The 19226-nt window shown below is 72.4% G+C and carries 22 protein-coding genes; 14 read left to right on the forward strand and 8 right to left on the reverse strand.

Annotated features, from left to right (window positions below; translation table 11 throughout):
- Positions 1-170: 170 nt before the first annotated feature.
- A complete protein-coding gene (locus AC3IX6_RS38305) occupies positions 171-1358 on the reverse strand; it encodes a PucR family transcriptional regulator (protein ID WP_489367923.1) in 1188 nt (395 codons plus the stop codon).
- Positions 1359-1545: 187 nt separating this feature from the next.
- Here AC3IX6_RS38305 and AC3IX6_RS38310 point away from each other — a divergent pair, with 187 nt between their 5' ends.
- The 7 genes from AC3IX6_RS38310 to AC3IX6_RS38340 all read left to right on the forward strand — a co-directional run bounded on the left by AC3IX6_RS38310 (position 1546) and on the right by AC3IX6_RS38340 (position 7825).
- Positions 1546-2343, forward strand: coding sequence for an ABC transporter ATP-binding protein (locus AC3IX6_RS38310; RefSeq protein ID WP_489367924.1), 798 nt, complete (start codon positions 1546-1548; stop codon positions 2341-2343).
- The gene (locus AC3IX6_RS38315) at positions 2340-3152 is read left to right on the forward strand and encodes an ABC transporter ATP-binding protein (protein ID WP_489367925.1); all 813 of its coding nucleotides are present in this window, start codon (positions 2340-2342) and stop codon (positions 3150-3152) included. Before AC3IX6_RS38310 ends, AC3IX6_RS38315 begins: the two co-directional genes overlap by 4 nt.
- Entirely contained in the window at positions 3149-4039 is an 891-nt protein-coding gene (locus AC3IX6_RS38320; protein ID WP_250747797.1) for a branched-chain amino acid ABC transporter permease, read from the forward strand. Before AC3IX6_RS38315 ends, AC3IX6_RS38320 begins: the two co-directional genes overlap by 4 nt.
- Positions 4032-5168, forward strand: coding sequence for a branched-chain amino acid ABC transporter permease (locus tag AC3IX6_RS38325; RefSeq protein ID WP_489367926.1), 1137 nt, complete (start codon positions 4032-4034; stop codon positions 5166-5168). Before AC3IX6_RS38320 ends, AC3IX6_RS38325 begins: the two co-directional genes overlap by 8 nt.
- Positions 5165-6430 (forward strand): ABC transporter substrate-binding protein, encoded by a 1266-nt coding sequence (locus AC3IX6_RS38330; protein ID WP_489367927.1) that lies wholly within the window; start codon positions 5165-5167, stop codon positions 6428-6430. The genes AC3IX6_RS38325 and AC3IX6_RS38330 overlap by 4 nt, the downstream gene beginning before the upstream one ends.
- A gap of 175 nt (positions 6431-6605) precedes the next feature.
- Positions 6606-7178 (forward strand): RNA polymerase sigma factor, encoded by a 573-nt coding sequence (locus tag AC3IX6_RS38335; RefSeq protein WP_489367928.1) that lies wholly within the window; start codon positions 6606-6608, stop codon positions 7176-7178.
- Positions 7175-7825, forward strand: a complete 651-nt coding sequence (locus tag AC3IX6_RS38340) for a hypothetical protein (protein WP_489367929.1) — start codon at positions 7175-7177, stop codon at positions 7823-7825. Before AC3IX6_RS38335 ends, AC3IX6_RS38340 begins: the two co-directional genes overlap by 4 nt.
- A gap of 92 nt (positions 7826-7917) precedes the next feature.
- On the opposite strand, the gene AC3IX6_RS38345 is transcribed toward AC3IX6_RS38340, so the two are convergent.
- The gene (locus AC3IX6_RS38345; protein WP_489367930.1) at positions 7918-8706 is read right to left on the reverse strand and encodes a GNAT family N-acetyltransferase; all 789 of its coding nucleotides are present in this window, start codon (positions 8704-8706) and stop codon (positions 7918-7920) included.
- A gap of 116 nt (positions 8707-8822) precedes the next feature.
- Complete coding sequence (locus tag AC3IX6_RS38350; protein WP_243336897.1) at positions 8823-9026, reverse strand: cold-shock protein; 204 nt, start codon at positions 9024-9026, stop codon at positions 8823-8825.
- 271 nt (positions 9027-9297) lie between these two features.
- Between AC3IX6_RS38350 and AC3IX6_RS38355 the strand changes: the two genes are divergently transcribed.
- Positions 9298-9690, forward strand: coding sequence for a TOBE domain-containing protein (locus tag AC3IX6_RS38355; protein WP_489367931.1), 393 nt, complete (start codon positions 9298-9300; stop codon positions 9688-9690).
- 6 nt (positions 9691-9696) lie between these two features.
- A complete protein-coding gene (locus AC3IX6_RS38360) occupies positions 9697-10485 on the forward strand; it encodes a sulfite exporter TauE/SafE family protein (protein ID WP_489367932.1) in 789 nt (262 codons plus the stop codon).
- A 22-nt stretch (positions 10486-10507) separates the two neighbouring features.
- Here the strand turns inward: AC3IX6_RS38360 and AC3IX6_RS38365 are convergent, their stop codons facing one another.
- The 4 genes from AC3IX6_RS38365 to AC3IX6_RS38380 all read right to left on the reverse strand — a co-directional run bounded on the left by AC3IX6_RS38365 (position 10508) and on the right by AC3IX6_RS38380 (position 12515).
- A complete protein-coding gene (locus AC3IX6_RS38365; protein WP_489367933.1) occupies positions 10508-11197 on the reverse strand; it encodes a hypothetical protein in 690 nt (229 codons plus the stop codon).
- 95 nt (positions 11198-11292) lie between these two features.
- Complete coding sequence (locus tag AC3IX6_RS38370; RefSeq protein WP_489367934.1) at positions 11293-11892, reverse strand: HAAS signaling domain-containing protein; 600 nt, start codon at positions 11890-11892, stop codon at positions 11293-11295.
- Positions 11889-12263 carry a PadR family transcriptional regulator gene (locus tag AC3IX6_RS38375; protein ID WP_489367935.1) on the reverse strand — a complete coding sequence of 125 codons (375 nt, stop codon included), beginning with the start codon at positions 12261-12263 and terminating at the stop codon, positions 11889-11891. The genes AC3IX6_RS38370 and AC3IX6_RS38375 overlap by 4 nt, the downstream gene beginning before the upstream one ends.
- A gap of 114 nt (positions 12264-12377) precedes the next feature.
- Positions 12378-12515, reverse strand: a complete 138-nt coding sequence (locus AC3IX6_RS38380; protein ID WP_489371730.1) for a hypothetical protein — start codon at positions 12513-12515, stop codon at positions 12378-12380.
- On the opposite strand from AC3IX6_RS38380, the gene AC3IX6_RS38385 reads away from it, so the two are divergent.
- The 5 genes from AC3IX6_RS38385 (at position 12505) to AC3IX6_RS38405 (ending at position 18184) form a co-directional block, all read left to right on the forward strand.
- Positions 12505-13383, forward strand: a complete 879-nt coding sequence (locus tag AC3IX6_RS38385) for an AraC-like ligand-binding domain-containing protein (RefSeq protein ID WP_489371689.1) — start codon at positions 12505-12507, stop codon at positions 13381-13383. The two genes, AC3IX6_RS38380 and AC3IX6_RS38385, sit on opposite strands and share 11 nt — an antisense overlap.
- A 78-nt stretch (positions 13384-13461) precedes the next feature.
- A complete protein-coding gene (locus AC3IX6_RS38390; protein ID WP_489367936.1) occupies positions 13462-14097 on the forward strand; it encodes a class I SAM-dependent methyltransferase in 636 nt (211 codons plus the stop codon).
- Between the two features lie 262 nt (positions 14098-14359).
- Positions 14360-16456 (forward strand): glucose PTS transporter subunit IIA, encoded by a 2097-nt coding sequence (locus tag AC3IX6_RS38395; protein ID WP_489367937.1) that lies wholly within the window; start codon positions 14360-14362, stop codon positions 16454-16456.
- A gap of 148 nt (positions 16457-16604) precedes the next feature.
- The gene (locus tag AC3IX6_RS38400) at positions 16605-17456 is read left to right on the forward strand and encodes a PRD domain-containing protein (RefSeq protein ID WP_489367938.1); all 852 of its coding nucleotides are present in this window, start codon (positions 16605-16607) and stop codon (positions 17454-17456) included.
- A 95-nt stretch (positions 17457-17551) separates the two neighbouring features.
- A complete protein-coding gene (locus tag AC3IX6_RS38405; protein WP_489367939.1) occupies positions 17552-18184 on the forward strand; it encodes a hypothetical protein in 633 nt (210 codons plus the stop codon).
- On the opposite strand, the gene AC3IX6_RS38410 is transcribed toward AC3IX6_RS38405, so the two are convergent.
- On the reverse strand, positions 18159-19106 hold the full coding sequence (locus tag AC3IX6_RS38410) for a CehA/McbA family metallohydrolase (protein WP_489367940.1): 948 nt from the start codon (positions 19104-19106) through the stop codon (positions 18159-18161). The two genes, AC3IX6_RS38405 and AC3IX6_RS38410, sit on opposite strands and share 26 nt — an antisense overlap.
- Positions 19107-19226: the final 120 nt, after the last annotated feature.

Below are 19226 nucleotides of genomic sequence, written 5' to 3' on the forward strand. Positions count from 1 at the left end.
CCCGAGACCGCACATCGGTGGAATCACCGGTGTCGCGGACGGAAGCCCCGGTCCCGTCGGCGGACGTACCGGGGCGCCACCCGACGTACCGGTCCCGTCGGCGGACGTACCGGGGCGCCACCGGACGCACCGGTTCCGCCGGTGGGCGCACCGTCCGCCGAAGGGCGTGCTCAGCCGCCCGACAGCCGGTACGCGTCCCGCGCCAGGGTCAGCGCGATGAGGTCCCGGGGGCGGGACAGGGACTTCGACGTCAGGTGCTCCAGCCGGCGCAGCCGGTTGAAGACCGTGTTGCGGTGGCAGTACAGGCGGCTCGCCGCGCGGCCGGCCGAACCCTCCGCCGCCAGCCAGGCGTCGAGGGTTTCCAGCAGCATCGCCCGGTCCGCCGGGTCCAGGTCCAGCAGGGGGCCGAGGACCGCCTGGACCAGCTCGGCCGACAGCTCGGGCTGGCGCACCACCAGGGCCGTGGGCAGCCGGTCGGCCAGCCGCACCAGCACCCGTTCGTCCTGCCCGCAGGTCCGCAGCGCCGTCTCCGCCAGCCGCCGGGCCCGGCCCAGTTCGGCCAGCCCGTCCACCACCGGGCTGATGCCGCCCGGCCCCGGGCAGCGGTCCGCGAGCTCCGCCGCCAGATCGGCCGGCGAGGACTCGCCCAGCGCCACCACGGCCAGCTCCCGCTCCGTGCGCATCCGCCAGAACAGCCGCATCCCGCCCGCCGCCACCACCCGGTGCACCGCATCGCCCCGGTCGGCGGGCAGCACCACCACCGCGTACCGCCCCTGCTCCGGCAGGTCCAGGGCGAGGGCCACCTGGGCGGCCAGGGCCGGCGCCGTGTCCCCCTCCAGCAGGGCGTCGAGCAGGGCCTGGGCCCGCTCGTCGCTGCGCCGGCGCAGCTCCAGCTCCGCGGTGCGGTACGCCTCCGCGGTCGCGGCCGCCTGCTGCTCGATCCCCGCCCACATGGCCCCGGCCGCGCGGGCCAGTACGGGCAGCGCCTCCGGATCCTTCTCGGTGACGATGTCCAGCAGCGCGTCCCAGGTGAGCCGGCCCGCCCTGCGGTACGCGTAGAGCAGCAGGTCCAGCGGCAGCCCCTGCTCGGCCCGCCGGCGGCCCAGCTCCTCCGCGTAGACGAGGTCCTTGCGCGGGCCGGACCGGGGCGCGGCGAAGGCCTCGATCCCGTAGTGCATGGCCTCGCTGACCTGTTGCCAGTGCTCGTCCCGCGGAACGGCCAGGTCGAACAGCGGCGAGTGCTTCGTCAGGTCCCTGATGAGCTGGTCCGTGAGTCCGGGAATGTCGGCGATCAGTACGTCCGCCGCCGACACCAGGACCGACCACTCCTGTTCCGTGCGCGATCTGCGTCCACCCATGGCCGCTGAGGATGTCACCCCGTCCCCGTCGCCGAAAGGGGCGCGCGCGACAGGTCTGTGCGCGTGCACAACACGCTCCTGTCCGGGCTGGTCATCGGCAGCGATTCCGCATCGGCCCGTGGACGCCCGCCCCGGCCCGGTGCTGGTGTGTGCGCCAGCACAAGGCCGCCCAGAGGAAGGAGAGGACGTGGGTTCGCTACAAGTGCGTGCGCTGTCCATCGGCTACGGGCCGGTCCGGGCACTGCGCTCCGTATCGCTCGACGTGCCCGCCGGCGCGGTGGTCGTCGTACTCGGAGGGAACGGCGCCGGGAAGTCGACACTGCTGCGAGCGGTGTCCCGGACGCTCGGGTTCCACCGGGGAGCCGTCACGGGCGGGAGCGTCACCTTCGACGGCCGGCCGCTGGACGGGCTCACCCCGGACCGGGTCGTCGCCGCCGGGGTGGTGCAGGTACCCGAGGGGCGCAAGGTGTTCACCCGGATGACCGTCGCGGACAACCTGCGCGCCGGGGCCCTGGGCGGCCGCGCGGGATCCCGCGCCGACACGGCCCGCTCCCTGGCCCGGGTGCACGAGCTGTTCCCGGTACTGGCCCAGCGGGCGCGGCAGCGGGCCGGACTGCTGTCCGGCGGCGAACAGCAGATGCTCGCCCTGGGCCGGGCCCTGATGGCCCGCCCGCGGCTGCTGCTGCTCGACGAACCCACCCTCGGCCTCGCGCCCAAGATGGCCGCCACCATCGCCGAGACCATCACCGAGATCAACGCCTCGGGCGCCTCGGTCCTCCTCGTCGAGCAGAACGCGGCCCTGGCCCTGCGGCTCTCCTCCCACGCCTACGTCCTGGAGGTCGGCGAGGTCACCCTCGACGGCCCGGCCGACGAGCTGGCCGCCTCGGACGAGGTACGGCGCCGCTACCTCGGCATCACCGACGAGGCGGCGCCCGAGGCGGCCGCCACCGGGGCGCGGCGGGAACTGCGCAGGTGGTCGGCATGAACCCGAACGTGGCCGGCACGCACGCGAACGCCTCCCCGCCGCCGCTCACCGTCACCGACGTCACCGTCCGCTTCTCCGGCCTGACCGCGCTCGACTCGGTCTCCTTCACGGTGGATCCCGGCAGCGTGCACGCCGTCATCGGACCCAACGGAGCGGGCAAGTCCACCTGCTTCAACGTGCTCTCCGGGGTCTACCGGGCCACCGGCGGAAGCGTCCGCTTCGGCTCCGCCGAGCTCACCGGCCTCGCCCCGCACGCCGTCGCGGCCCTCGGCATCGCCCGCACCTTCCAGAACCTGGCGCTGCCCCCGCACACCACCGTCGCCGACAGTCTCCTGCTGGGGCGCCACCGGCTGATGCGGACCGGATTCCTGGCCGCCGGACTGCGGCTGCCCGCCGCCGCGCGCGAGGACCGCCGGCACCGCGAACGGGTCCGGGAGATCGCCGAGTTCGTGGGGCTGGAGGGCGACCTCGCGGCGCCCGCCGGCTCGCTCCCGTACGGAAAGCAGAAACTCGTCGAGCTGGCCCGGGCCCTGTGCATGGAGCCCCGGCTGCTGCTCCTCGACGAACCCGTCGCCGGCATGACCGCCGACGAGAGGCAGCGCACGGCGGCCGTCATCGCGGGCGTCCGGGACGGCCTCGGCATCTCGATCGTGCTGGTCGAACACGACATGGGGGTGGTGATGCGGCTCGCGGACGCGGTGACCGTACTCGACTTCGGCAGACGCATCGGCGGCGGGACTCCCGCGCAGGTGCAGAACGACCCCGCGGTGGTCCGCGCGTACCTCGGAGAGGAGGAGCCGGCCGCATGACCACCTTCCTCGAACTGCTCCTCGGCGGGCTCTCCATGGGCTCCGTCTACGCGCTGATCGCCCTCGGCTTCGTGGTCATCTTCAAGGCCACCGAAGTGGTCAACTTCGCGCACGCCTCCCTGCTGCTGGCCGGCGGGTACGTCACCGCCACGCTGCACGAGGAGCTCGGATTCTGGGGCGCGCTCCTGGCCGGCGCCCTCTCGGCCGCCGCCGTGGGGGCGGCGATCGAGTTCCTGGTGATGCGGCGCTACCGGGGCCAGGACCAGAGCGTGCTGGCCATCGTCACCATCGGCGTCGACATCCTCCTGATCACCGACCTCACCCGGCGCCTCGGCACCGACGTGCTCTCGCTCGGCGACCCGTGGGGCGACCGCGTGGTCCACCTCGGCGCGGTCACCGTGCCCCAGACCCGGATCGCCGCCATCCTCGCCGCCGGGCTGCTGATCACCGTGTTCCTGCTCGTGTTCCGGCACACCTCCTGGGGCGTGGCCATGCGGGCCGCCGCCGAACAGCCGGAGACGGCCGCGCTGATGGGCGTACGGCTGGGCCGCGTCTCGCTCGCGGCGTGGGCCGTGGCCGGGGCGCTGGCCGCCGTCGCCGCGCTCTTCCTGACCGTCTTCCCCACGCCCGGCCTGGAGCGGGCCACGTCCCTCGCCGCCCTGAAGGCCTTCCCGGCCGCGATCCTCGGCGGCCTCGACTCCACCTCCGGAGCCCTGGCCGGCGGCCTGATCGTGGGCGTCACCGAGGCACTGGCCACCGGCTACCAGAGCCAGTTGACCTTCCTCGGCCGGGGCATCGGCGACCTGGCCCCCTACCTGGTGATGGTCGCGGTCCTGCTGATCCGTCCCGCCGGACTCTTCGGCACGAAGGAGCTCGCCCGTGTCTGACACCCGCAGCCCCGTGCTGCACCCCGAGGCCGTCGCCCCGGTGGCGGCCTCCCGGCCCCGGCTGCTCAGCGCCCGGAACGCGGCGGCGGCAGCGGCCGTCCTGGTGCTCCTCGCGCTGCCGTTCTACCTCGACCGGTTCTGGCTGCAGGCAGGGCTGTTCGCCATCGCCGCCGCCATCGGGGCCATCGGGCTCAACCTGCTCACCGGAGCCACCGGCCAGCTGTCGATGGGCCACGCCTTCTTCCTCGCCGTGGGCGCCTACGGGTACTGCGCGCTCGCCGGGGACGGCAGCAGGGCGGGCAGCCACGAGCTGGTCGGACTCGGCCTGCCCAGCTGGCTCGCCGCGGTCCTGGCCGTCGCCCTCGCCGGGGCGGCGGGCGGCGTCTTCAGCCCCATCGCCGGCCGCCTGCGCGGCGCGTACCTCGGCATCGCCACGCTCGCGCTGATCTTCATCGGCCAGCACGTGCTGTTCAACGCCACCAGCGTCACCGGCGGGTTCAACGGCCGGGAGGTGGAGCCGCTGTCCCTCCTCGGATTCACCTTCGACGACACCGAGACCGTCATCGCCGCCGTCCCCTTCCAGTCCGCCGAGAAGCTCTGGTACGTCGCCCTCGCCGCCCTGCTCTGCGGGGCCCTGTTCGCGCGCGGCGTCCTGCGGGGCCGGCCCGGCCGGGCCATGAACGCCCTGCGCGACCACAGCATCGCCGCCGGGGTGATGGGCGTGCCGGTCGCCCGGTACCGGGCCGCCGTCTTCGTCCTGTCGTCCATGTACGCGGGCCTCGCCGGCGTCCTGCTGGCCCTGGTCTTCCAGCGCACCGTGCCGGACTACTTCGGCATGGTGCTGTCCCTGGAGTACCTCGCCATGATCGTGATCGGCGGCCTCGGCACCGTCGGGGGAGCCGTCGTGGGCGCCGTCTTCGTCTCCCTCCTGCCCCAACTCCTCACCCGCTACAGCGACGCCCTCCCGCTGGTCTCCGCCCCCGGAACCGGTGGGGTCTCGCCGGGTGAGGCCTCCCGCTACCTGTACGGAGCGGCCGTCGTCGTGGCCGTCCTGTTCCTGCCCGGTGGTCTCACGGGCATCACCCGGATCGTCCGCACCCGCACCACACCCTCGAAGGAGCGAACGTGAACAGAAGAAGGCACGCCGTCGCGGTCCTGGCGGTCGCACTCGTCCTGACCGGCGCCGCCGGGTGCAGTGGCAAGGCCAAACCCTCCACGGACGGGGACAAGCCCGCCGCGGGCGGGGTCAAGGCCGGAGCCGGGGTGAGCGACAAGACCATCAAGCTCGGCGCGCTCACCGACATGACCGGCGTCTACGCCTCCCTCGGCAAGAGCGTCACCCAGGCCCAGCAGCTGTGGGTCAAGCAGACCAACGCGGCGGGCGGCATCTGCGGCCGCACGATCGAGCTGACGGTGCGCGACCACGGCTACGACCCGCAGAAGGCCCTCGCCGCCTACACCGAGCTGGAGCCTTCGGTGCTGGGCTTCGCCCAGTTCATCGGCTCCCCGTTCGTCGCCGCCGTGAAGCAGCGGATCGACGGCCAGGACAAGGGGCTGGTCATCCCGCAGGCCTGGTCCGCCTCCCTGCTCGGCAGCCCGTACATCCGTACGGTGGGCGCGACGTACGACGTCGAGACGATCAACGCGGTCGGCTACCTCCTCGACCAGAAGCGGATCGCCTCGGGCGACAAGATAGGGCACGTCTACTTCGAGGGCGACTACGGCGAGAACGCCCTGACCGGGGCCAAGGCCATCGCCGCGGAGACCGGGCTGACCGTCGTCGAACAGAAGATCAAGCCGACCGACAACGACATGACGGCCCAGGTCGCCGCGCTCAAGCAGGCCGGGGTCAAGGCCGTGGTCGTCAGCGCCGGCCCCCGCCAGGCGGCCTCGCTCGTGGGCGTCGCCGCGGCCGGCGGCTGGGGCGTCCCGATCGTCGGCAACAACTCGGCCTTCGCCCCGCAGCTCCTGGCCACCCCGGCGGGTGCGGCCCTGCAGAAGGACTACTACGTCGCCTCCTCGGCCCTGCCGATCGGCTCGACCGAGGCGGGCCCGGCCGCCCTGGCCGCCGCGTACAAGGCCGAGTACCCGGACGCGGGCCTGGACAACGGCGTGGTGGCCGGCTACTCCGCCGGCGCCCTGTTCGGGGAGGTGCTGAAGAAGGCCTGCGCCGACAAGGACCTGACCCGCGAGGGCGTCCGGGCCGCCCTGCTGAGCCTGAAGTCCTACGACAACGGCTTCGGCATCACCCACGACTTCTCGGACCCGAAGGCCCCCTCCACCCGGCAGAGCGTGATCCTGAAGCCCGACGCTACGGTCCCGGGCGGCATGAAGGTGGTCAAGGAGGCCACCGCGGTGCCCGCCGCCACGAAGTTCACGCCCGCTTCCTGAGCAGCGGGCAGGAAACGGACGCCGCCGCCCCGACCCGCGTCGGGGCGGCGGCGTCCGTCCGCGTGCCCCGGTACTCCCGGCAGGCTCGTCGGCTCCCGATGAAACGTTTGAGGCGCCTTCGGCCAAGTACTGGATGAGGGAGCCATCCGGGATCCCTGCACAAGGGAGGAACCGGGTGCTCAGCCCACGACACGAGACCGGACCGCCGGGCCTCACCACCCCCGAGGGATTCGGCGCGTTCTACGAGGAACACATCGACGCCGTCCTCGGATTCGTCACCCGCCGGGTCGCCGACCCGCACCAGGCGGCCGACCTGACGGCGGACATCTTCCTCGCCGCCATGAGCTCGGCCGCCGGATACCGGCCCGGCAGGAAGGCTCCGATCGCCTGGCTGTTCGCGATAGCCCGCACCATCCCGTCGGGCGCCCGCGGGCCGGCCCGCGACGGACGGGCACCGGCGCGGCTCAGCGGCCGGGGCCTCCTGGACGGCGAGGACCTCGCCGCGCTGGAGGAACGCATCGACTCCCAGCGGTCCTTGAGACAACTGGCCGAGCACCATGCCGTCCTGCCCGAGCCGCTGCGCGCGGCCCTCGATCTCGTGGTGGTCGACGCGCTCACCCCGGCCGAGGCCGCGCAGGTCCTCGGAGTCACCCGGGCGACGATCCGCGTCCGCCTGCATCGTGCCCGGCGTGCTCTGGGCGCCGTCCAGGGCTATGTCACCGAAGGCCAGTTGGAGGTATCCCGATGAGCGATAGGCCCAGTGGTTTCGAGGAGCGCCTCAAGGCGGCGCTCATGGCACGTCTCCCGGAGGCGCCGCCCGCGCCCCCCGCCCGGTCCGTCGCCCGGCGGTACGGCATTCCGGTCGCCGTGGGCGCCGCGACGGCGGCGGTCGTCGCCGTGATGGCCCTGCCCGGCAGCACCCACACCGGCTCCCGGCCCGCCGGCGGTCCCACCGGCTCGCCGAGCCCTTCGGCTTCCGACCAGCCCGAGATCAAGCGGGACGCCGACGGCTCGCTCCGGTTCGACCTGCCCGAGAACCATCAGGTCCCCGGGCTCGCGGCGCGGCTGAAGGCTCTGGGCGTACCGGTCGTCGTGGTCCCGTCGCGGCCACGGTCCCAGTGCTCCGACCCCGGGGGCGGGTACCGGGGTCCCCAGGCCGATCACGACGCCGAGATCTTGCAGAACAGCGGTGACGGCATGAACCTGAAGGTCAATGCGAAGACGGTACCGCCGGGCTACACGCTGACGTTCGGGTGGTCGGACTACTACCCGCTGGGTCAGGGAGGGAGCAGGTTCGGCGTCATCGAGACCTCCAAGGTCCCGTCCTGCTCGATCGACTACTCCGAAGGACTGGAGGAACTGCTGGCATCCCGCGCAGCCAGCCCGGCACCGTAGCGCGCATCCACGCGGCCGTACGCGCCCGCACGGCACGCGGACGGCCCGGGCCCCTCACAGGGCCCGGGCGGGCCGGGGCGGGGCGCCGGTTCCTACGGACGGGCCGTGAAGAGGGCTTCGGTGAACTCCGTGACCTCGCTGAAGCCGAGCCGTCGGTAGAGGCGCACGGCGGTGGCGTTGTCCGCACGGACGTTCAGCCCTATGTGGTCCACCGTCTCTCCCAGCCGTCGGCACAGCGCGGCGACGCAGGCGCCGCCGGCGCCCTGTCCGCGCACGCGCGGATGCGTGGTGACGTTCCCGATCGCGGCGACCCGGTAGGCGGCCGAGTGCACGTGCACGCCCGCCACGGCGACCAGCTGACCGTCCTGCCGGGCGCCGAGGTACTGGCCGGTGTCGAGCATGCGGTCGTCGAACCAGTTGCCCGGATAGGCCTGTTCGAACAGTTCGAGGAGTTCCGGGAGGTCGTCCCGGCTCAGCGGGGCGGGCTGCCAGGGTCCGGCGGGATACCGGTCGGCCGTGCCGGGCTCGGTCAGCACCATGCGGAGCAGGGTGGAGTGCGACTGCGCGACGTACCCGGACTCCAGTACCTTCGCGGCGTTTCCGGTCAGATGCCCGAGGAAGCGCCGGGGCAGTACGGGGAGCAGCGCCTCGGCGAGCTCCTCCAGGGCGGCCGCTTGCCCCGGGCGGGTGAAGCCCAGCAGGGTCGGTGTGTCGCCGACCGCGTAGAGCAGTGCCACCGGCCCGTCCTGGGAAAGGGTGTACCAGCTGGTGTGGGGCCACGGCAGGTCGTCGAGGTCGCCGAGTTCCATCAGGTTCATGGCGGGATCCCGTTCGAAGCGGGCGGCCAGGTCTGATCGGTCGTGAAGGCTGTGCAGGATCACCCGGACAGAGTACGGCGGGGCCCGGTCCGGTTCGACGGCGAGGTGGGCAGGACCACCGGCGGCGGACGCGGCGACGCCCCGCACCGATACGGTGCGGGGCGTCAGGCTGCTACGCCTTAGAGGGGACGAATGTCCTCGGCCTGCGGGCCCTTCTGGCCCTGGGTGACCTGGAACTCGACCTTCTGGCCCTCCTGGAGCTCACGGAAGCCCTGGGCGTTGATGTTGGAGTAGTGGGCGAAGACGTCGGGGCCGCCGCCGTCCTGCTCGATGAAGCCGAAGCCCTTTTCCGAGTTGAACCACTTCACAGTTCCGGTGGCCATCTTCTGCTCCCTGTCGGGGACGAGGGTCCTCGCTGCTGAGGACCCTTGGGTGTGGGTTGCTTGCCCTGGTCCTCCGACGCTTGGTGAAGCGGTACTTCGGACACACGACTGCCGATCACGAGGCATGATCTACCCACTTGCACGAGGAGGGCAAACCGATGATCGTTTTGCCCTGGCATGGGCACATCGCCTCGGGCCGATCGAGCCCTCCACCGCGCGGGGCCCAGGACGGTCGACAGACCCGCGATCTTCTGCCCGTAGGGTGGTGCTCATGGAGTCGTACACGATGGGGCAGGCCGCCGAGCTGCTGGGTGTGAGCGTCGACACGGTGCGGCGGTGGGCGGACGCGGGACGCTTCCCGACCCACCGGCAGGGCAGCCGGCGCATCGTGGAGGGGCCGGCCCTCGCCGCGTTCTGCGTGGAGGTCGCCCACGAGGGCGCCGATGACGGGGAAACCCCGTACACCTCGGCGCGCAACGCGTTCCCGGGGATCGTGACGGCCATCAAGCTGGGCGAGGTCTCGGCGCAGGTGGAGGTCCAGGCGGGCCCGCACCGGGTGGTGTCGCTGCTGACGCGGGAGGCCGTCGAGGACCTCGGCCTGGAGCCGGGCGTGACGGTCACCGCCCGGGTGAAGTCGACCAGCGTGCACATCGAACGCGGCTGAGCCCCCGTGGAATGGGGGCCGGGCCTGGCCGGCCTGGCCACCGGCCTGCTGATCGCGGTGATCACCGCACCGGTCGGGGTTTCCGGTGCGGTGTTCCTGTTGCCGGTACAGCTGAGCGTGTTCGCGGTCCCGAGCCCGGCGGTCACACCGACCAACCTGCTCTACAACGTCGTCGCCGGTCCCGGCGCGCTCCTGCGCCACCACCGCACCGGCACCCTGCACGGGCCGTTGGTGCGCCGGCTGGTGCTCGGAACCCTGCCCGGCGTCGTCCTCGGAGCCGTCATCCGGGTGTTCGCGATCCCGGGACCCGTCGTCTTCAAGGCTTTGGTGGCCGGATTCCTGCTCCCCCTCGGACTGTGGCTGATCATCCGCACGCTCCTGCCGTCCCGGTGGTCCGGCCGGGCCCGTGAGCAGCTGTCGCCGCGGGCGGTGACCGGTCTGGCGCTGGCCGTCGGCGTGGTCGGCGGGATCTACGGCATCGGCGGCGGCTCCCTCCTGGGCCCCATCCTGGTCGGCCGCGGCGCGCCGGTCGCCGAAGTCGCCCCGGCGGCCCTGGCCTCGACCTTCGCCACCTCCGTGGTCGGCGCCGCCACCTACACGCTGCTGGCGCTCGCCGGGCCCGGCAGCATCGAGCCGGACTGGTTCCTCGGCCTGGCCTGCGGAGCCGGCGGCCTCATCGGCGGCTACCTCGGCGCCCGCCTCCAGCCGCACCTCCCCGAGAAGGCCCTCCGGCTCCTCCTGGGCACCCTGGCCACCGCCGTGGGCGCCCTCTACGCCGCCCAGTCCCTGACCTGACCCGGGGCGGTCGTGGGCCGCCTCACCAGTGGGTGAGATCGAAGACCTGCGCGCAGTAGGGGTCGGTCTCGTCCGACGGGTTGTACCGCAGCTGGTCGGCGGCGATGAGGCTGGGGAGAGCCGCGGACAGGCCGGTGACGCCGGAGATCACCGCGCCGTCGCGGTCCCGCAGGCCGACGTCGAGGCCGACGGTACCGGACAGGCCGCCGCCGGTGAGGTAGAGGCGCACGCGTTCCCCGTCGAGCAGAAGAAACCCCAGCAGGACGAGCCCGTCCTGGTTGTCCCCCGTCTCGCCCGGCGCGATGCCCGCGACGGCGGCGTGCAGGGCGTCCGTGAGGTCGAGCGCATCGGGGTGGGCGTCGAGGACCAGCCGCACGGCGTCCACCGGTACGACGGGGATGCCGTGTCCGTCCCGCGGGCCGGACGGGGCGAGGATCCGGTGGCCGGGTGAGTGACGTACGACCTGCCGTACGGCGGCCACCAGCACGGCGGCGGGGAGGCGGTATCCGTCACGGTCCAGCAAGGGGACGTCGTACGCCACCGAGCCGGCCGGGACGGCGCCGTCCCCGACGACGACGCGTACGAGGTCCGGACGCTGCGCCAGGGGCAGTACACCCCTGACCACGGGGCCGCCTCCCAGCGGCGCGGCCGTCAGGCGGAGCAGGGCTCGGAGGGCGTCGGCCTGCACGCTCGGGCACTTGTCGAGGGCCATACGCGGACATTGGACGGTGACCCTGCCGGTCTTCCGGCGCCGACCGGTGCGCCGGTGGAAGTCGTCCCGGACCCACGGACCGGGAACGGCACGTCTCAGGCGCGGCGCCCCCGCCAGAGCCATGCCGCCGTGCCGGCCAGCAGGGCGAGCGTCGCCAGATTGGCCAGGTTGGCCGCGGTGTCGCCCGTCGGTGCGGCGGCGAACACCTTCCAGATGCCGATGGCGAGGGTCGGCAGGACGGCGGTGAGCAGTACGCCGGTCCTCTTCTGGGCCGTGGTCCAGTGCACCGAGGTGCACAGGAGCACCGCGCCGATGACGCGGAACAGGGTGCTCAAGAACGCCGTGGTGTCGCTGTAGGGGAGGACCGCGGCGACGAGGAAGGGGACGGTCAGCATCAGGAGCGGGACCAGCGGGTGGACCTTGCCCCGCCGGACGGGCGCGCCCGCGCCGATCTGGGCAGGGGGCTCGACGACCCCGTCGCCCGCCTCGGCCAGTGCCGTCGCCGCGATGGTACGGGGATCCCCCAGCTCCGCCAGGACCTCGCCGATCGTGACGTGGGGACGTTCGGCGCGCGTCACCTCGATGTGTTCGGCGAGGTCGGCGAGGAGTTCCCGGCGACGGTCGGCGGGGACTGCGGAGGCCTCGCGCTCGACGGCGGAGAGGTAGTCGCGTACGGGGTCGGCCGAGGTCTTCATGCGGAGTCTCCGGTGGAGTGGTGCGGGGTGGCGAGGAACTCGTCGACGGCGTTGCGGAAGCCGGGCCAGACGCGGGCGAACTCGTCGAGCGCGGCGCGGCCGCTGTCGGTGAGCGCGTAGTAGCGGCGGGGTGGTCCGGAGGCGGACTCCTGCCAGGTGGTGGTGACCAGGTCGTCGCGGCGCAGCCGGGAGAGCAGCGGGTAGACCGTGCCCTGGCTGGTGGCCAGGGTGCCGGAGTCCTCCAGGGCGTGCAGCAGCTCCACGCCGTAGCGGGGGCGGTCCCGCATCAGGGCGAGTACGCAGTACTCCAAGACCCCTTTGCGCAGTTGGGCGGCCGCCCGGGCCTGCTTGGTCGAATCACCTGGTTCCATGCGATGCAAGATACCTGGTGAGGCGACCGGCTGGGAAGGGGGCCCCGGTGTCACGTTCGCCGCGATCGCGTGGCCGATACTTGATCACGTGACGGGGGGAAGCACGGCTGTGGGTCAACCGGTGGGGAACTGGTTCACTGCCAGGTCAAAGGGTGTGGGTGAGTTGGCGGTGGTGACGGAAACTGTCGTGGCGCGCGAGGACAGGTTCGATTGGTTCTGCGAGACGGTGTCCAGCGATGTGATGCCCGTCATGCTCAGCACCCGGCATGCGGCCGACTTCCGGGCGAAGATCACGGACCTGGACCTCGGCGTGGTGCGGTTGTCCGCCCTGAAGTGCTCACCGGTGCTCTCGCGCCGTACGTCGGCCCATGTCCGGCGCGGTGACCCCGAGCACGTGCAGCTGGCGCTCATCACCCAGGGCGCCTTCAAGATCTCCCAGCGGGGCAGCGAGTCGGTGGTCGCGGGCGGGCTCGTGCTCACGGACACCTCCCGGCCGAGCGAAGGGGTCAGCGCCGGCGGGCAGGGCGAGGCGATCGTGCTGCAGATTCCCCGCCCGGCCCTGGCCCTGCGCCCGAACCGCGTGGACCGCCTCCTCGCACAGAACCTCGCCGCGGACAGGGGTTCGGGGGCCGTCCTCGCCGACTTCCTGAAGACGCTGCTCGCGCACGGCCCGCACTGCCGCCCCGAAGAGCTGCGCGGGATGGGGTCCATCGCCCTCGACCTGGCCACCGCGTGTCTCGCGCAGCAGCTCGGCGACCCGGGTGAGGCACCCGCCGAGGTGCGCGCGCAGGAGACCCTGCAGCGGATCCACCGCTTCATCGAGCACAACCTCGGCGACCCGGGCCTGACTCCCCAGGAGATCGCCGATCGGCACAACCTGTCCCTACGGGCCCTGCACGCCCTCTTCGCCGACCAGGACCTGAGCATCGCGGCACGCATCCGCGCGAACCGGCTGGAGCGCGCCCACGCCGACCTCGCCCGCACGGAAGCGGGCGCGGAGCCCGTTCAGGCGATCGCGGCGCGCTGGGGATTCCCCAGCGCCACCGCCTTCAGCCGGGCCTTCCGCGAGGCCTACGGCATCACCCCGACCGAACACCGGGCGGCGTCCCTGAACGCCTGAGGGGGCGCCTTCCCGAGGCCGCGGGGGGCGGGCGAGGGGCGGGCCAGGGGCGCCTGCGAGGGTGTTAACTTCGTCCCCATGGGGGATCATCAGACCGAAACCAGGGCGGCCTACGACGGGATCGTCGAGCTGTACGCGTCGATGTTCGCCGACCGGCTGGAGACGCAGCCCTTCGCACGCGCCATGATCGACACCTTCGCCGAGCTGGTGCGCGGGACGGGGAACCCGCGGGCGGCCGACGTGGGGTGCGGACCCGGACACCTGACGGCGATGCTGCACGAACGGGGACTGGACGCCTTCGGGCTCGACCTCTCCCCGGCCATGGTCGACCACGCCCGCCGCGCCCACCCGGCGCTGCGCTTCGACGAGGCGCGCATGGAGGCCCTGCCCCTCGAGGACGCCGCGCTCGGCGGCGTACTGGCCCACTACTCGATGATCCACACCCCGCCCGGGGAACTGCCCGCCCTGCTCGCCGAGCAGGTGCGCGTCCTGGCGCCGGGGGGCCTGTTCCTGGCCTCGTTCTTCGGGACCGACGGATCGCAGGAGCCGGTCCGTTTCGACCACAAGGTGACGCCCGCCTACAGCTGGCCGGTGGACCGGTTCGCCGAGCTGCTGTCCGGGGCCGGCCTCGTCCCGTTCGCCCGGCTCGTCCACGACCCGGCCACCGAACGCGGCTTCCTCGACGCCCACGTGATGGCCCGCCGGCCCTCGTGAGTTGCGCCACGTCAGCGCCGTCTTCCGCGGCCGATTCCCGGTGTTAAGATTTTGTTCGATCGATCTCGATCGCAGGATTGTTACTCCCCGAGGGCATCACCTTCGTCGCCACGCGACGCCAAGGCGGTGCGCCGCTTGAGGGGAGGCAAGGCCTGGGTAGCGCCGCGTGCGCGACCCGGGCCTTTTTTGTTGCCCGGATCCGGGCGTGAGAGATCGCGGACCGAAGCAGGATGGCAAGAGCCCCAGGATGCAAGGACGCATCATGAACACACCCGTAGCCGGACCCGGCACGCCGGCGGAGCAGATCCTCCGCGGCGTCGGCGGAGCCGAGAACATCGAGAGCCTCACGCACTGCGCGACGAGGCTACGTTTCCAGCTCCACGACGGGGCGAAGGCCGACACGGCCGCGCTCGATGCCCTCGCCGGCGTCATGGCCACCGTTCCGCAGTCCGGTGACCGCCTCCAGATCGTGATCGGCGGAGCCGTCGCCCGCGTCTACTCCGAGATCATGAACCTGCCCTCGATGGCAGGAGGCGGCACGGCCGCCCCGCGGTCCGACGCCGACGTCAAGGCCTCGATGCGGGCCAAGAGCCGCGGCCGCTACGCCTGGGTCGACAACTTCTTCGAGTACCTGTCCGACTCGTTCCGCCCGCTCATGGGCGTCCTGCTGGGCTCCTCGCTCATCATCGCGATCGCCTCCGTCCTCGACGCCCTGGGCTTCGTCGACTTCCGCGCCGCGGACAAGTCCGCCACCTGGGTGTTCGTCGACGCCATGTGGCGCTCGGTGCTGTACTTCCTGCCGATCATGGTCGCCTACAACTCGGCCAAGAAGCTGAAGATCGACCCCTGGGTGGGCGCCGCGGTGATGGCCGCGGTGATGACCCCGAACTTCACGGGCATGCTCAACCCGAAGTCCGGGATCCCCGGCATCACCTGCACCACCAACGGGACGCTGGGCACCCAGGAGTGCGTCGCGCACGTCTTCGGGCTGCCGATGCAGCTCAACGACTACGGCGGCCAGGTCTTCGTGCCGCTGCTGATGGTGGCCGTGCTCGCCCTGGTCTACAAGGGACTGCAGCGCATCTTCCCGGAGGCCGTGCACCTGGTCTTCGTACCGTTCTTCAGCATGCTGATCATGATCCCGATCACCGCCTTCCTCATCGGCCCGCTGGGCGTCTGGGCCGGCAACGGACTCGGTGAGGGCCTGTCCTGGCTGAACGGCAACGCCCCGATCGTCTTCGCGATCCTCATCCCGCTGCTGTACCCGTTCCTGGTCCCGCTGGGCCTGCACTGGCCGCTGAACGCGCTGATGCTCGTGAACATCAACACCCTCGGCTACGACTTCATCCAGGGCCCCATGGGCGCCTGGAACTTCGCCTGCTTCGGCGCGACCGCCGGTGTGCTGCTGCTCTCCCTGCGCCACCGCGAGAAGGAGATGCGCCAGACCGCCACCGGAGCCCTGGCCGCGGGTCTGCTCGGCGGCATCTCGGAGCCCTCGCTGTACGGCATCCACCTGCGCTTCAAGCGGATCTATCCGCGCATGCTCGTGGGCTGCCTCGTGGGCGGCGTGATCGTGGGCGTCATGGGCGGCGTGGACACCAAGGCCTTCGCCTTCACCTCCCTGCTGACCATCCCGGTCTTCTCCCCGATGACCACCTACACCATCGCGATCACGGCGTCCTTCTTCGTCTCGATGGCGCTCGTCTACTTCTCCGACTTCCGCACCCCCGAGGACCGCGTCCAGGCCAACGCCGAGCGCGACGCCTCCGAGGCCGCCTCCCGCGGCGAGGCCGCGCCGGCCGATGACCGCGAGCTCGTCACCGTCGGCGCAGCGGCGACCACCGCGGGCGCCCCCGCCCCCGCAGCCGCATCCGTGGCCGGCGCTCCCGCCGCCACCCCCGGCAAGGGGATCGAACTCGCCGCGCCCGTCGCGGGCCGCGTCGTCGGCCTCGACGAAGTCGGCGACCCCGTCTTCGCCTCCCGCGCACTCGGCGAGGGCGTCGGCATCGAGCCGGCCGACGGCCGCGTCGTCGCCCCGGTCGACGGAGAGCTGATCATCGTCGCCGCCACCGGCCACGCCTTCGGCATCCGTACCGCCGACGGCATCGAGGTGCTCATCCACATCGGCATCGACACGGTGCAGATGAAGGGGGAGGGCTTCGACGTCCGCACCGAGGCCGGCCGCCAGGTGTCCGTCGGCGACCTCCTCGTCGAGGTCGACCTCGACGCCGTGCGCGCCGCGGAGCACCCGACCGTCACCCTCATGACCGTCACCAACACCGCCGACCTCACCTCGGTCGAGCCGCACACCGGGAAGACCGTCGCCGCCGGGGCCCCCGTGGTGACCGTACGACGGTAGCGACCCGCCACCGGTCCGACGCGGGCACGCGCCACTTCGTGGGGCGTGCCCGCGTCGGACCGGATCGGGGGAGAGGGTGGCACACGCGTGGCAGACAATGCGGGATCATTGGGCAGAACCGGACCGCGAACGAGAAGGAGAGCAGGCGTTGAAGGCGCTGCGTGTCCTCAATAACAACGTGGTCCTCGCGCGCGACGACAAGGGCCAGGAGGTCATCCTCACCGGGCGCGGCATCGGCTTCAGCTCCCGCCAGGGCAAACCGGTCGACCCCGCACTGATCGTGCGCGTCTTCGTCCCGGCGGACGGACGCGACCCCGACCACCTGAGCGAGGTCCTCGCGCTCATCGACGAGGAGGTCCTGCGGGCCGTCGTGATCGCCCTCGACGAAGCCGGGATCGAGGGGCGCGAGTCCACCCGCCCGACCCTCGCCATCGCCGTCGCCGACCATGTCGCCGGCGCGCTGGACCGGGCCGAGCGGGGCATCGTCATCGAGTACCCGCTGCGCGCGGAGGTCCAGGCCCTGTACGCCGCCGAGTTCGCCCAGGCGCAGCGCCTGCTGGAGGCGATCAACGAGCGGGTGGACGCGCCGCTGGATCCCTCCGAGGCGATCGCGCTCGCGCTGCACCTGGTCAACGCGGGCTTCGCCACGGGCGACCTGTCCTTCACGTACACGATGACCGGGGTCATCCAGCAGATGCTCGCCGTCGTGCGGGAGCGGTACGGGCTGTCCGTGTCCCAGGAGTCCATGAGCGCGGCCCGCTTCATCACGCACGTGCGCTACCTCTTCGTACGCATCCAGCAGCACCGGCAGCTGAAGGGGCACGAGTCGACGATCGGCGAGGGCATCCGCCGCCACTACCCGGAGGCGACCCGCACCGCCCAGCAGCTGGCGACGATCGTCGAACTGCGTCTGGGGCAGCACCTGAGCGAGGACGAGGTCTCCTACCTGGCACTCCACGTGGCCCGCATGACCCTGGAGCCGGACGGCACCACCACCTGAGGCCACGACAGGCCTGGCTGCCGCGGGGGGACGGGGCGTACGGCCGTGCCGAAAATGCGATGACCTGCAATGACGCACCGTGGCAGAGTCATCGCATGTCCAACGACGTCGCCTATCCCGTGTTCCGTAGCCCCGACCTCGCGCTCGCCCTGAGCACCGCGCGCCGCCTCATGGAGTTCGGCCGCCGCGAGTACTCCGATGTCTCCGTCTCCGCGGAACTCCGCTCCCTCGCCGAGGTGCGGCGGGTGGCGCAGGAGCTGCCCGGGGTGTGGTTCCAGGGGCAGGAGGAGTACGGGGAGTTCGACGGAGTGCCGTTCGAGGAGCAGCCCGCGCTGGTCGTCGGCATCCAGGCCCCCGGTCTGCCGGCCGACCCGGCCGCGTACGAGGGACGGCTGCCGGTCGAGTGCTCTCTGCTCGACCAGCCGGTCGGCAGCATCGAGGACGCCTTCGCGGCGACCACCGGCCCGAACATCGGCGAGATCCGCTGGGCGAGCCTGTGCTGGCCGGACGCGCCCGAGGCGGGCTTCTTCGGCGAATCCAAGCACGCCGAGGTGACCCTGCTCCTCAACACGCGCTCCCGCGATCTCGACCAGCCGGCCGACGACCACACCGTCCTCGTCCACGTCCGCAGCGCAGTGTTCAGCGGCCGACAGACGCAGGAGCCGTATGCGCACTGGCTGGCCGAGCAGGTGGGGCTCACGGTCATGGGGCCCGGACAGCGGTTGTGAAGCAGGCGGCGGCCGCCCCGGTCGGTGCGAGGTGGACCGGGTTGCTCCATGCCCGTCCACCGGCCGCGTCCTCGATGGTGACCCTGAGGAATCCGCCGCGGAACATCGCCAGCGGCAGGGTGCACTCCGTGAGGTCCTCGCCCTGGACGACCTCCGCCCCGGGTGCGCCGCCGGTGATCAGGACCTTGCGGACGGGGGAGCACCGGACGGTGACGTGTTCGCCGGTCAGGCTGACGTCGAACAGCTCGGGTCCGGTGGAGGAGTAGTAGTGCCCGGCCTTCAGCGCGGCCAGGATCCGGTCCGGGTCGAGGGACTCGGCGCGCACCTGGACCCAGGCGGCGCAGCCCGGCGGGTCCTGTGGCTGGAGGTGCGCGTCGTCGGCCGCGTAGGCGTGGAGTCGGTGGCCGCGGTTGAGGAGGACGTCGGTCAGATGCCAGCTGTCTCCCCGGTCCTCGCGCGCGGCGAGCGCGTTGTACACCTCGACGGCGTGCGCGGCGTCCAGGCTCTCCGCGTCCGCGGCGCTCAGCAGGGAGGCGGCCGGGTGGGCCAGGCCCACGAACGCGCCGGCGCCGCGTGCCCTGCGGGCCAGCTGGGGCCCCGTCTCTTCCGGTCCGGGAGGTGCGAACCCCGGCGGGAGCCCGACGGCGACGATGTGCCATTGCGAACCGGCCTCGGTGCGCGGCGCGTGCAGTTCGGCTCCGAGCAGGGTGGTGAATCCCTCCGTCCGCAGTGGGGTCGTGTCGGTCAGCGGGAAGCCGTACTCCGGACGGAAGTGGTCGGTGACGGCCAGGAAGTCGTACCCGGCGCTGCGGTAGTACCGCGCCGTCGCGGCGGGGGACAGGGCCCCGTCGGACCGGTCGGAGTGGGTGTGCAGGTTCCCCCGCCAGAAGCGGCCCGGTCGATCAAAGGGCAGGCTGTGCATCCAGTTCCTCCTGGGAGTCGATCCGGCGGGCCTCCGTAGCCCTCACTATCCGGGTCCGACCCCGCGATCCGCAGGGCAATTCCCCAGCGGCCGACCCCTGGACCGGGGCGGATGTCCCCG

Source organism: Streptomyces sp. GL_141, from assembly GCF_057834385.1.